General features: G+C 64.7%; 11 protein-coding genes. 5 read left to right on the top strand and 6 right to left on the bottom strand.

What is annotated here, in order from left to right; all coding sequences use genetic code 11:
- Nucleotide 1 precedes the first annotated feature (1 nt).
- Nucleotides 2–1,075 (top strand): acyltransferase, encoded by a 1,074-nt coding sequence (locus JQ507_30680; GenBank protein ID QRI69192.1) that lies wholly within the window; start codon nt 2–4, stop codon nt 1,073–1,075.
- Between the two features lie 19 nt (nt 1,076–1,094).
- Here JQ507_30680 and JQ507_30675 read toward each other — a convergent pair whose 3' ends face one another.
- The 6 genes from JQ507_30675 to JQ507_30650 all read right to left on the bottom strand — a co-directional run bounded on the left by JQ507_30675 (nt 1,095) and on the right by JQ507_30650 (nt 8,642).
- On the bottom strand, nt 1,095–2,591 hold the full coding sequence (locus tag JQ507_30675) for a sugar ABC transporter ATP-binding protein (GenBank protein ID QRI69191.1): 1,497 nt from the start codon (nt 2,589–2,591) through the stop codon (nt 1,095–1,097).
- Nucleotides 2,588–3,685 (bottom strand): hypothetical protein, encoded by a 1,098-nt coding sequence (locus tag JQ507_30670; GenBank protein ID QRI69190.1) that lies wholly within the window; start codon nt 3,683–3,685, stop codon nt 2,588–2,590. The genes JQ507_30675 and JQ507_30670 overlap by 4 nt, the downstream gene beginning before the upstream one ends.
- Nucleotides 3,682–5,805, bottom strand: coding sequence for an SMP-30/gluconolactonase/LRE family protein (locus JQ507_30665; GenBank protein QRI69189.1), 2,124 nt, complete (start codon nt 5,803–5,805; stop codon nt 3,682–3,684). The genes JQ507_30670 and JQ507_30665 overlap by 4 nt, the downstream gene beginning before the upstream one ends.
- Before the next feature lie 77 nt (nt 5,806–5,882).
- Nucleotides 5,883–6,902: a sugar ABC transporter substrate-binding protein gene (locus JQ507_30660; protein ID QRI69188.1), complete on the bottom strand. Its 1,020-nt coding sequence runs from the start codon at nt 6,900–6,902 to the stop codon at nt 5,883–5,885.
- Nucleotides 6,903–6,943: 41 nt separating this feature from the next.
- Nucleotides 6,944–7,915: an ABC transporter permease gene (locus JQ507_30655; protein ID QRI69187.1), complete on the bottom strand. Its 972-nt coding sequence runs from the start codon at nt 7,913–7,915 to the stop codon at nt 6,944–6,946.
- 19 nt (nt 7,916–7,934) lie between these two features.
- Entirely contained in the window at nt 7,935–8,642 is a 708-nt protein-coding gene (locus JQ507_30650) for a TetR/AcrR family transcriptional regulator (protein ID QRI69186.1), read from the bottom strand.
- A gap of 416 nt (nt 8,643–9,058) precedes the next feature.
- On the opposite strand from JQ507_30650, the gene JQ507_30645 reads away from it, so the two are divergent.
- The 4 genes from JQ507_30645 to JQ507_30630 all read left to right on the top strand — a co-directional run bounded on the left by JQ507_30645 (nt 9,059) and on the right by JQ507_30630 (nt 12,719).
- Complete coding sequence (locus JQ507_30645) at nt 9,059–9,829, top strand: secretin and TonB N-terminal domain-containing protein (protein QRI69185.1); 771 nt, start codon at nt 9,059–9,061, stop codon at nt 9,827–9,829.
- Complete coding sequence (locus JQ507_30640) at nt 9,826–10,539, top strand: TonB family protein (GenBank protein QRI69184.1); 714 nt, start codon at nt 9,826–9,828, stop codon at nt 10,537–10,539. Before JQ507_30645 ends, JQ507_30640 begins: the two co-directional genes overlap by 4 nt.
- Nucleotides 10,540–10,726: 187 nt before the next feature.
- A complete protein-coding gene (locus tag JQ507_30635; GenBank protein QRI69183.1) occupies nt 10,727–11,269 on the top strand; it encodes a sigma-70 family RNA polymerase sigma factor in 543 nt (180 codons plus the stop codon).
- Nucleotides 11,270–11,564: 295 nt separating this feature from the next.
- Complete coding sequence (locus tag JQ507_30630; GenBank protein ID QRI73586.1) at nt 11,565–12,719, top strand: DUF4880 domain-containing protein; 1,155 nt, start codon at nt 11,565–11,567, stop codon at nt 12,717–12,719.
- The last annotated feature ends 118 nt before the right edge of the window (nt 12,720–12,837 follow it).

The following is a 12,837-nucleotide window of genomic DNA, read 5'->3' as shown; positions in this document are numbered from 1 at the left end:
CATGACAACGCAGCGCTATGCCAATATCGACGGATTGCGAGCGATCGCGGCGCTCGGCGTCATGGTCGAGCACATGTTCGGCGACCTGCTCCGGCAGACCCCGCCTGCCGCCGGGCCGCTCAATGTCGCCGGCGATCTGCTGGTTCAGAATGTCAGCCTCGGCCGGTTCGGCGTGGCGCTGTTCTTCCTGATCAGCGGCTTCGTCGTGCCGTTCAGCATCGGCGGCGAACGGCCGTTGTTTCAATTCGCCGTCTCGCGGGTGTTCCGGCTCTATCCCGCGCTGTGGCTCGCGCTCGCGGTGCTCGCGACCATGGCGTGGCTTGGCGGCGAGCCGCCGCGCGCGATCACCGTGCTCGCCAACATGACGATGGCGCCGACGCTGTTCGGCCAGCCCTGGCTCTCGCCGATCTACTGGACGCTGTTCATCGAACTGGTGTTCTACATCCTCATTGCGCTGCTGTTCTCGGCCGGCGCACTGAGGCGTGTCGCGGTGCTGTCGCTGCTGAGCCTGGCGCTGGTCGCCGCGACGGCGTTGCCGGTTCAGTTGCGCATCCACGGCATCGCCAATCTGCCGGTGCAATATCTCGGCATGCACCTCTCATTCCTGTTCCTGGGTCTGCTGCTACGCCTGTGGCTGGTCGAGCGGGCACCGGGGGCGCGCATCGCCGCGCTGGCGCTGGTTGTTGCGCAGGTCGTCGCGGTGCCGTCGGTTGCAGCCTTTTCGCTGGCGCGCGGCGACAATTTCATCATGGAGGGACTGACACCCGTCCTCACGGCCTACGCGCTGGCTTTCGTGATCTTCATGGCAGCCGTCAGGTTCGACCGGCCGCGTTCGCTGCTGCTGTCGCGGATCGGGCTGATCAGCTATTCGATGTACCTGTTCCACTGGCCGGTGAACATCACGGTCTACCGCGTCCTGCCGTTGACCGGGCAGATCGGCGATATCGCCACCATGCTGATCTGCTCCGGCCTCGTCCTGCTGGTGTCCTGGCTGGTGTACCGGCTGGTGGAGCGCCCGATGATCATGTTCGGCCGCGCGATCGTGCTCCGCCATGGCGTGGCCAGTCGGCCATGACGGATGTCCGTTGCGGCGATCAATGAATCGCCGCGTACATGATCTTCTCCTCGGTGGCTTCGAGCGCGGAGAATTCCTCCACCACCTTGCCCTGGCGCGAGACCAGGATGCGGTCGGACAGCGCCATGATCTCGGGCAGATAGGACGAGATCACCACCACCGCCTTGCCCTCGTCGGCGAGCCGGTTGATCAGCTCGTGGATCTCGACGATGGCGCCGACGTCGACGCCACGCGTCGGCTCGTCGAAGATGATCAGCTCCGGATCCTGCACCAGCGATTTGGCGATCACCACCTTCTGCTGGTTGCCGCCTGACAGCTCGACCACCTTGGCCTCATCGCCGATCGCGCGCACCTTGAGCCGCTGGATCCAGCTCTTGCCCACGCTATTGGTCTCGCGCCGCGACAACAGCATCCGGCCGCGGGGAAACTTGGAGAGCAGGCCGAGATAGATGTTGCGGGCGATCGAGGCGGTCTCGAAGAAGCCCTCGACCTTGCGGTCCTCGGTCACATAGGCGATGCCGGCCTTCACCGCCGGCGCCGGCACCCGATAGCGCACCGGCTTGTCATGCAGCAGGATCTCGCCGCCGTGGAAGAAGTCGCGCTTCAACACGCCGGATACGATCTTGAAGGTCTCGGTGCGGCCGGCGCCGACCAGGCCGAATACGCCGGTGATCTGCCCGGCGAACACCGACAGCGAATTGTTCTTCACCATCGGCGCCATCTTGAGATTCTGCACCGTGAGCACGCGCGCGCCGGCCGGCCGGACACTCGCCTTCCGCGCCCCATATAGCGTATTGGAGAGATCGCGGCCGACCATTGCCTGCACGATCGCGGCGCGGTCGAACTTCGCGGCGTCGTCGGTGACGACGTGCTTGCCGTCGCGCAGCACCGTGATGCGGTCCGCGAGCAGCAGCGCCTCTTCCAGCGCGTGCGAGATGAAGACGATCGAGACGCCGCGCTTCTTCAGATCACGGACCAGGTCGAAGAAGTACTTCTTCTCCTCCGGCGTCAGCGATGCGGTCGGCTCGTCGAAGATGATGACCTTGGCCTTGTGCAGGACCGCGCGCGCGATTTCCACCATCTGCTTCTTGGCGGCGCCGAGCCCGCCGACGGTCGCGGTCGGCGTCACGTCGAAATTCAGCGATTGCAGGAACTGCTGGGCGGCGATGTAGATGCCGCGCAGCCGGTTGTAGAACTTCTCCTGTCCGAGAAACAGATTCTGCGCCACCGTCATGGTCGGCACCAGGCTGTTCTCCTGGAACACCATGGCGATGCCGAGGTTGCGTGCCTCGAGCGGCGTGCGCGGCGCGACGTCGGAGCCGTCGACCGTCATGCTGCCCGAGGTCAATGTCACGACGCCGGCCATCACCTTGGTCAACGTCGACTTGCCGGCGCCGTTCTCGCCGACCAGCGCGTGGATCTCGCCGCGGCGCAGGTCGAAGTCGACACCCTCGATGGCCGGCACGCCGGCGTAGAGCTTGGTGGCCTTGCGCAGGGACAGCACGGTGTCGCTCATGAGCCTGTCTCCTCGGCGAGCCCGGCGAGGGGCAGTTTCAGGACGCGGCCCGGTCCTTTGGCGATCAGCACCAGGTCGCTGCCGAGCTCGAGCGCCGCGACGACGCCGTGATTGATGCCGTCGACCCGGCTATGCAGCGAGTAGAGCGGCTTGCCGTCTTCGCCGAGCCGGATCACGAGGCCGTAGGAGCGCGGCGGCGCCCACGGCTTGATGACGCCCATCGTCTTGATGTGCGCACCCTGCATCGGCTCCTTGAACGAGAAGCCCGAGCGCAGCCGCGGCGCCACCCAATAGGCCGGGTCGATCTCGGCCATCATGCGGCGCCGATAGGCCGGCTCACGCAGCACGAATTCGATCAGCTGGGTGCGTGCGGTGAACGCGGTGAGCCAATAGCCGCCGCCGGCGGCCTTCGATAGTCGCGACGGATAGACCGGCAGGCGGCCGAGCACGATCTGCGGTGCTTTTCCGTCTCCGATGAGGACCAGACGATGCCGCCAGCTCTCGCTGACCAGAACGCCGTCGCCGCGCGCGCAGGCACCGAAGGCGTAGCCGAGCTTTGAAGCCAGTGGCTTCACCGTTCTGGTCCTGGGATCGAGCCGGAATACGCGGCCGCTCCGGTTGAGCTCCATCAGGTCGCGTGCCCAATCGTCGACGCCGCACGTTGTCGAGCCGTCGGTCGCGATCAGCGTGCCGTCGTCCGCCGGCGCCAGCGCATTGACGGCATTGAAGGCGGCGTCGCTGAACGTCACGGTCGGCTCGCCAGACGAGGGATTGGCATAGAGGCGCACCTCGCGGCCGCCGAGCGCGACCGCGAGGCCGCCATCGGCGAGTGCGCAGAGCGCCGAGATCGGCTGCTCGAAGCTGCGCAGCTCGACAGCTGTGCCGCCGTCGAGTCGCAGCAGGCGCCGGCCGTCGGCGACGTAGAGGTTGCGGCCATCGGTTGCGAGGTCCTCGGGCGCCTCGCATTCCAGCAGTGTGGTTGCCGCCTCTAGTTTCTGGTTGGGCTTCAGCGCGCCGTCGAACGACGGCACGGTGATGGTGGCCTCGCCACGGCCGAGAAAGCGGTTGGCGAATTCCCTGACGGCCGCGATCACGACAGCTTCCCCCAGCGCTTGTCATACTGCACGAAGTTCGGATCGGCGTTATCAAGCTTGTAGCGGCCGATCCGGTTGTTCATGATGCCGCCGAGATAGAGATAGCCGCGATGCTCGCGCATCGAGGTGATCATCGGATGGTTCTCGCCGCGCAGGTCCCAGAACGATTCGAGGATCTTGCCCTGTTCGTTGAACTTGACGACGCAGCCGGTGTTGATGTTCGGGAACAGCCATTCGTCGACCGGCACGCGCTTGGCCATGCGGCGGCGGAAGCCCGGCATCTTCCAGGCGAGGTCGAGCGAGGGGCTGCGCATGCCGACCAGCGCCAGCCAGTAATTGCCGTCGGAGGCGAGATTGATGTTGTCGGGATAGCCCGGCAGGTTGTCCATCACCACCTCGACCTGGCCCTTCTTCGGCCCCGCGAACCACAGCCGCTTGATCGAGCAGCCGAAGGTCTCGGCGAACAGGATCGACTGGCCGTCGCTGGCGACGCAGATGCCGTTGGGAAATTTCAGGCCGCGCAGCGCCGTATGCGTGGCGCCGGTCTTGGTGTCGTAGCAGATGATGCGGCCGTTGCCGCGCGCTTCGAGACCGTCGATCGGCCATTCGTCCATCTCGTAGCGGACGGTGGCTTCCGAGAAGAAGATCAGGCCGTCATCGGTGATGTCGAGATCGTCGGCCAGTCGCAGGCGGCTGTCGTCATTGACCGAATGCATGCTGCGGTTGGTCTCGTCGGTCGCCTTCTCGACGGTGCCGTCGGGTTTGATGAGGTAGAGGCCCATGCCGCCGATGCAGACATAGAGATTGTCCTGCCGGTCGAACGCCATGCCGAGCGGCTGCCCGCCGATATGGGCGAACACCTCCATCCGCTGATAGTCGGGCGCGAGGAAGCGCATGATGTCGCCATGGCGCGAGCCGGCGTAGAGGTTGTCGTTGCGATCGAGGATCACGTCCTCCGGCGCTTCGATGCGTCCGAGCCCGATCAGTTCGACGTCGCGCAGCTTGTCGTTCTGTTCGAACGGACCGCCCTGGCCGATCTCGGTCGGAGGCGGTGGCGGCAACGCGTGATAGGTCGGCGCGACATAGACCTTGCTGATGATGCGGGTGCGGTTCTTCTGCCAGCGGATATCGACCATCGCGGCGATCAGCAGGATGCCCGCGAGCGCCATGCGGTTGATGCCGCCGCGTGCATTGAGCGTGGTGAGGCCGTTGGTGATCAGCAGCACGATCAGCACGCCGACCAGCGACTTGGCGACCGAGCCCTTGCCGCCGCCGAGCGTGATGCCGCCGAGCACGGTCGCGGTCAGCACGATCACCTCGAGGCCGACGCCGATGTCGCCGCCGACGGTGCCGAGGCGTGCGGCGAAGAACAGCGCGGCGATGCTGGTCAGCACGCCGCTTGCGACATAGCACAGCGCGATGGTGCGGCGAACCGGAATGCCGGAATTATAGGCCGAGCGGCGCGAGCCGCCGATCGCGGTGATGTGCCAGCCCGGGCGCAGCCGGGTCATGAAGATGTGGCCGAAGATCGCGATCGCGATGTAGACGAGCGCGACGCTCGGAATGCCGAACACGTCGCCGCCGCCGATGAAATTCCAGGACGGGATGTCGGGAAAGGCGGCGGCGATCGAATTGGAGTAGCGCTGGATCAGGAGATCGAAAGCCGAACGGTAGATGATCAGGGTGATCAGCGTGGTGATGAAGGCGCGGAGCCGCAAGTAGCCGATCAGGACGCCGTTGACGGCGCCGAGCAGTGCGCCGCAGGCGAGAGTGGCGACCACCACCGCTGGCACCGGCCAGTTCAGCACGTCGAGCAGATAGAGCGCGCAGAAATCCGTCAGCGCGAAGATCGAGCCGACCGACAGATCGATGCCGCCGACGATGACGACGAGCGCCATGCCGAGCCCGATGAAGCCGATCTCGCCGGCCTGCCGCGCGGTGTCGGCAAGGCTCGACGGCGACAGGAAATGGTCGATCGAGCGGCTCAGCGCGAAGCCGACGATCAAGAGCAGGATCACCGGAATTGCGGTCTCGGTCCAACGCTTGGACAGGATCTCGCCGAGGAGATGATCCGGCCAGTAGCGGTAACGCAGGCTCGTCAAGGTGTCGCGCATCGGCATTCCAGCAAGGCGTTCGATTTTGGGAGATCGACGCCCCGGGCGGGGTACACCCGGGACGTCAAGCGGACGTGGCCGGGCTATTTCTTCAGGTCACTGAGATTCCAGCACGCGGTCTGGCTGTCTGCGTTCTCCTTAGTGATCGGAATCAGCGTGGTGTATTCCGAGCCCTTGATCGAGCCGGCCTTGGCGCCCGACGACAGCAGCCACTTGATGGTGCCTGCCATCTGCGCGGCCTGGGTCGGCACGTCGTAGCTCAGGTTGAGGTCGAAGGCGCCCGACTTGACGAGCTCGCAGGCACCCTTGCGCTCGCCGCCGCCGGAGGTCGCGACGAACACCTTGCCGGTCAGGCCGGCTTCCTTCACCGCGGCCGCGGTGCCGATGTCCATGCCGTCCCAGAAGCCGACGATGCCGCAGAGATCGGGATTCTGCTTCAGCACCGTCTGGGTGATCGCCTTGGCTTTCGCCGCATCCCAGTCGGCCGCCTGGCTCGAGACCACCTTGATCTCCGGATGCCTGGCGAGCACGTTCTCGACGCCCTTGAGCGTGTAGGCGCTGGCAGCTGCCGAGAGCGCGCCCTGCACGACGGCGATTTTGTTCGACTTGCCCTGGCAGGCCTTGACCACGGCTTCGGTGTCCTTCTCGCCGATCTCGATCCAGTTGGCGCCGACGAAGGCCGATGAGCGATAGGCCGATCCCATGTTGATCTGGATCACGTAGATGCCTTCGTTCTCGGCGCGTTGCAGCAGCTTGGCGTAGGTCTGCACGTCCGGATTGTGGATCACCATCACGGCCGGCTTCTCGGAGATCAGCGAGGTCACCGCCTGCGCGCCGGCGTTGGTGTTCCAGTTGGGGTCGCGGATCTCGAACTTCACGCCGTAAGGCTCGAGCTCCTTCTTCATGCCGGCGTACCAGCCTTCGGTGAGGTCGAAGTTCATGGCGACCGGAACATAAGCCACCGTCTTGCCGGCGAGCGACTCCTTGAACGGCTTCTGGAACGGCTCGTCCAGGCCCTGCTGGGCCAGAGCCGGGGCGGCGGCGATGGCCGCGAGCCCGAGCGCTGCGGCGATCACCTTTGCATTCCTGACAGCGTATTTCATTGCTTCCTCCTTGGTCGTGATTGATCGTTCTTCGACTTGGTTCAGATGTCGCCCTGCTGTGCCGTTTCTTCGTTGCGCGGGTTCAGGAATGAATCCGTGATGACGGCGAGCAGCAGGACGACGCCCTTGACGAGGTTTTGTCCGGCGTAGGAAATGTCCATGATGGTCATGCCGTTCAGCATGGTGCCGATCAGCAGCGTGCCGATGACGACGTTGAGCACGCCGCCGCGGCCGCCCGACAGGCCGATGCCGCCGAGCACGACGACGAGGATGACGTCGTAGATCAGGGTCGAATTGAAGACGCGGGTCGGCATCGAGTTGACCGACGCCGCCATCACGAGGCCCGCAAAGCAGCCGATCAGTGCCGCGACGACATATTGCAGCACGATGATCGGCCGCGAGGGGATGCCGGTGACGCGAGCCGCATAGGGATTGTCGCCGATCGCGTAGATGTAGGCGCCCCAGCGCGTCTGGCGCAGCAGGAAGGCGACCACCACGCAGGCGATCGCGAACATCACGATCGAGGTCGGGATGCCTGCTATGGTGCCCTGTCCGAGCCGCTCGAAGCCCTTCATGCCGTCGCTCCACTGCACGACGTCGAGCTGAAACAGCGCGGCCTGGCCGAGGCCGGCGAGCAGCAGGCCGGTCGCCAAGGTCGCAAACAGCGAAGGGACCTCGGCGTAGGCGATCAGCCAGCCATTGACCAGGCCGAACGCGATCGTGAGCAGCACGGCCGTCAGCAGCGAGGCCGGCAGCGAGTGGCCGTTCTGCACCATCTGCAGCACCAGCCCCGGAGGCACCGCGAGGGCTGCGATCAGGGAGATGTCGATGCCGCGTCCGATCACGACGATCGCCATGGCAAGGCCAAGGATGCCGAGCACCGCAACGTTCTGCAGCAGCGTCAGCATGTTCTCCGGCGTGAGGAAGCCGCGCAGGAAAACCGAGAACGCCAGGAACAGCACGGCGAATACGGCGAAGACGATCTCCTGTTGATTGAATCGCAGCCGCTTCATGGTCTCGTCCTTCTTGCGTCTATGGGTGCGCCGTCTGCCTGGTTCTGGTACGGGAGCCGCTCGCGACGCGGCCGGGCCGCGTCCTGCCGGCGACCGCAGTGTCGACAAGCGCGCAGACCGCGTTGATGTAGGCCTCGATCGACGTGCCGCGCCGGCGGTATTTCGCGCGTTTGACGTACCAATCCTGCAGCAGCGGCTTGATCAGCGAGGCCGTCAGCGTGATCTGATCGATCGCGAACACGCCGCTGGCGACGCCCTGCCTGAGGACGCCGGCGATGATCTTCTCGGTCATCACCTCCATCTCGATGGCACGCTGGCGTTCCGCAGGTGGAAACGACTTCGCTTCCATGAAGCAGAACACGAACCAGGGCTGCATCGCCTCGCTCATGCGGACATGGGTGGCGATGATCCAGTGCAGGTGCTTGCGGGCATCCTGCTTGACGTCGGCGGGCGGTTGGTTGAGGACCTCCGCCGCCGTCTCGGCGACCTCGCCGAGGATCATCGACAGCAGCGTCGGCTTGCTGTCGAAATAGGTATAGAGGCCGCCCATGCTGAGGCCGGAGGCCTCCGCAAGCTGGCGCAGCGTGGTGGCGTGAAAACCGTGCTTGTTGGACAGCGTCAGCGTGGCGCCGATGATGCGCGTGAGGTTGGGGACGGCGAGATGCGGTTTCTGGACTCGCACGGAATCCCGATGCCGTTCGAGGATGCGTGCGCAAAGCACGTCCATCGCGAACGCATTCGTCCCCGGCCGCTGGCGCGCGAGACCCAAATTGCCTCCCTGGCTCTATTCCCGGACGGTTTCATTTTGTTGCCGGTCCAGGCTGGGCTTTACGCCCTTGCCTAATTCCTAACCCACGAACCGGCGTTCGGAAAAGGGGGCCGAGCAAATTTTCTGAGAGAGCGCTCGCTCGTTTTCTGGCGCGCTGTGCCGCCTGCCGACGCTCGGCGCCGCTCTGGCGATGCCCGGGAACCTTTCGCGCTGAAAGGTCAGCACAAATCCCAGGCACCCAGCCGATCGAATTGCCGGTTAGACGGCCGTCACATTCCAGATATAAAGAACGCAGGTTCGCTGGCCGAAAGGCTAACCCGCACAGACATGCTGGCCGAATTTCACCCGCGGTCACTTTGGGCCGAAGCAAGGTTATGACGGCAGTTGGATCATATGGTGCACGTGCGGGCGCTGCGGTCAGCCGCGACGCTCCGGCGGCCTCGACAAGGTCGCGGCTTCCGTTCGGGATTTGTGCCGTCCTGCTGATCGGCAGCATCTGCGCCGTCACCGCGGAGCAGCATCAGGCCGTTACCGCCGCCGTGCCCATCGAGTTCAGCATTCCCGCGCAGCAACTTGCGAGCGCGCTGCAGGCCTATGGCGAGCGAACCGGCGTTCAGGTGCTCTATGAAAGCAATTCCGCAACCGGCCGCACGTCGACGTCGGTCGAGGGAACCCTGACACCTGAGGACGCATTGAATCTGCTTCTGAAGGGGTCCGACCTGAAGGTCCAGTACGTTCGTCCGGATGCCATCACGCTCGCTTCGCGCAGCGCGCGCCCCGACCGTCCCCCGACGAGCCCGCTTCCGACCGCCGATCTGTCACTGGGCACGTTGCGGGTGCGGGCGAACAGTGACGGCAACGACACCGGTGCGCTGCGTGACTACAGCGAAAGCCTGCAGTTCGACATTCAAAAGGCGCTGCAGAAGAATATCGGGCCTCGTGGCGGCAGCTACCAGCTCGTGGTCGATCTGTGGATCGATCCCTCGCGGACGATCCAGCGAACCCAGCTGTTGCGCTCGACCGGCGATCAGAAGCGCGATGCAGCCGTGACCGCGGCACTGCAGGGACTGACCGTAAGCCGAATGACGCCCGCGACTGCGTCGCAGCCGGTGCGGATCGCGATCCGGGTGAAATCGTTCCAATGAGCGCCAACAACACCAGCGGACCCGGCGACGCGCGCGGCATGAGGCCGATGACGCTGCTGTTCCATCCCGAGGATCCGAGCGCGTGGACCTCGGGCGAGGTCCTCCGCTTGCTTCTGGTGCCGACCGTCGCGACCATGTTGTTCGTCGGGGGAATCTACTGGTTCCGACTGCGGCCGCCGGCCGGATCGGCAAGCCCGCAGGAGACCTCGATCGTACAGGTTCGGTTACTGCCGAGCCCCTCGCCCGCGCCCATCCTGGTTGCACCCGTCTCGCAACCGCAGATCGCGCCCCTCGCCAGCCGGACCGAGGCGTCCCAGGACATCTCGGAGCCGCCCCTCGACAACACGACATCGCCAACGGCGCTGGAGCCGCTGCCGGCAGTGCCGACGGCGCCGAGCCTGCGTCCGATGCCGTCGCCTGCCGATACGCCGCCCAACAGCGTCGCCATCAAGTTTCAGCAGAAACTGTTTCGTCACGTGGCACGCTACGCGGTGCCGCCGAAAGGACTGCACGGTGCGGTCGAGACGTTATTCTCCATGCAGCGGGACGGCACCGTGCTGGAAGTCTGGGTCAAGACCAGTTCAGGGCAGGCCGCGCTCGACAAGGCCGCGGTGGACGCTATTCGACGGGCTCAGCCGCTGCCATCGATTCCATGGGGATTGCCCGACGACCTCAAGGTCGAAATCTGGCTGGAGTTCGACCTGTCCTGATCGAGGGCGGGGCCAATCTGGCTTCCCCGTTCATCGCTTGGATGTGACCGCGGCGCATCAGCCTTGCGTGTCGTTCGGTGTCGACTTGTTGCCGTCATAAATGTGTTGTGCCCGGCCGTTACGAGATTGGCAGTTTTAAGAACAATGCAATCTGGATATCGGGCTGGTGTCTGGGGGGCCGCGGAACGTGGCTGAAATCAATCGAGTGCGGCTGCGGGGCCAGCTTGCAGACAACTACGACGGTCTGGTCAAGAAATTGACCCGCCGTCTGGGATCGTCGGACTTCGCGTACGAAGCCCTGCACGAGACGTTCCTGCGGCTGGAGCGAGTCACGGACGCCGTTCCGATCCGCAGCCCCGCCGACTACATATTCCGTATTGCGATCAACATCGCCAGGGATCGCCAGAAAGCGCAGAAGCTCCGCGTCAGCGCCGCCGAGATCGATTCATTGCTCGACGTCAGCGACGACGGACCGAGCCCGGCGAGAATCGTCGAGGCGCGATCAGATATCGATGCTTTCAAGCGGGCGTTGGCCGAATTGCCGGCGCGGCCGCGCGACGTACTCCATAGCATAGCGATCGAGGGACGGACGCCGCACGATGTGGCAACTCGCCTCGGCGTCAGCGTGCGAACGGTGGAAAGCGATTTGAAGCTGGCCCTGAGCCATTGTGCCGATTGCCTCGACTATACGTTGATCCGTCGTCTCGGCGGTCCTCGTCCCCGTTCGTGATCGAATTCGCCGCGGCCTGACGCGCGCGTCGTCCTGCGCGGCGGGCTCGTCGAAATTTGTTGCGGAGAACTATTTCCAGTCGTTGCAGGTGCTTGACCTGAAATCTGCGGTCACACGCGGCAGGATTTTCAACCTCTGTTCTGCGGGATAGCAGGCTTTCCGTCGTCTATAGAGTAGAGAGCGATCTCATAAGGACCGTTTGGGTGCCTGGGAAAGGTTCGCTGGAAGTGTTGAGCCGCTTGAAAACAGGTTCAAACCCGATCGGCCCGGCGTGCAATCGCCGCGCTGCCTTGCCATGCGCGATGCGGCGCCAGCTGCGATTGCCGGATGTTTCTGCTTGTGTTGTGCGCAACGGCCGAATGCGGTGCCCTGCTGCCGTCGGAATCGTTTATATAGCGACCTTCGCTATGTGCTCGACGCGATCGGGAGGTTGAGGTTTGGCGAACTGGGTGATGAGCAATCCGTCGTGACCGAGCCGACCCGCACTTCCGGGCCCGATCCGTTGCTGGATGAGGCGCTCGACTGGGTTGTTCGGCTGAAAGCCGGTGCGCCGACACGCGCCGACGTCGATGCTCTGCAACGCTGGCGCGCGCAAAGTCCCGATCACGAGGATGCCTTCAGGAGGGCGGCTCGGCTGTTTCGCACCGCCAGCGCGGCAGCCAGGGAGCTTGCCGGCGAACAGGCCGCGACCGCCTCCGTCGTTGCATTGCCGCCTCGGCCGGCGCGGTTATTGACGCGCCGTATCGTGCTCGGCGGTGCGATTGCGGCTGCGGCCGGCTATCTGGTAATCCGCCCGCCGCTCGACATGTGGCCGTCGATCGAGGAGCTCTCAGCCGACTACCGCACCGGAAAGGGCGAGCAGCGCAAGGTGATGCTGGCGCCCGACATTTCGGTCGAATTGAACACCCAGACCAGCCTGGCGCTGCGGCCTGCGCCGAACGAAACGCGGGTCGAATTGATCTCGGGCGAGGCCTCGGTGGTCGCCCGAAGGTCGTCGTCGACGCCGCTGGTGATGCTGGCACGCGACGGACGCATCAGTGCGCTGCAGGCTGATTTCAACGCGCGCTGCCTCGACGGCGTCGTTTCGGTAACGTGTCTCGAAGGCATCGTCACCGTCGAGCAGGACGGCCGCTCCGTGCAGCTCCGCAAGGCCGAGCAGGTTACCTACTCGCGGGCCGGTCTGCAGGCGTCGCTGCCGGTCGATGCCAGGCAGGTCGCAGCCTGGCAGACCGGATTGCTGATCTTCCGCGACCGGCCGCTGGCGAGCGTCGTCGACGAGGTGAATCGGTATCGCGCCGGAAAGATCATCATCACCAATGCGGAACTGAAGCGCCGGCTCGTCAACGGCACCTTCCAGGTCGACAAGCTCGACAATTTTGTCGCCCAGGTCGAACAGCTGTTCGGCGCGCGGATCACATCGCTGCCAGGCGGTGTGGTGCTGATGAGCTGACTAAAGTCGAACGAATCGACGCCGCGCGCTCGATTTCCTAACAAACCAAAAATTTATTCCGCGACGCCGCAGATTCTTTTGCGGGTTTGCACCCGCCCAGACGTCTTCTGAGTAAGGC

It is taken from the genome of Bradyrhizobium sp. PSBB068 (assembly GCA_016839165.1).
Lineage (GTDB): Bacteria > Pseudomonadota > Alphaproteobacteria > Rhizobiales > Xanthobacteraceae > Bradyrhizobium.
The sequence above is the reverse complement of the archived record's forward strand: the minus strand, read 5'-3'. Positions and strand labels throughout refer to the sequence as shown.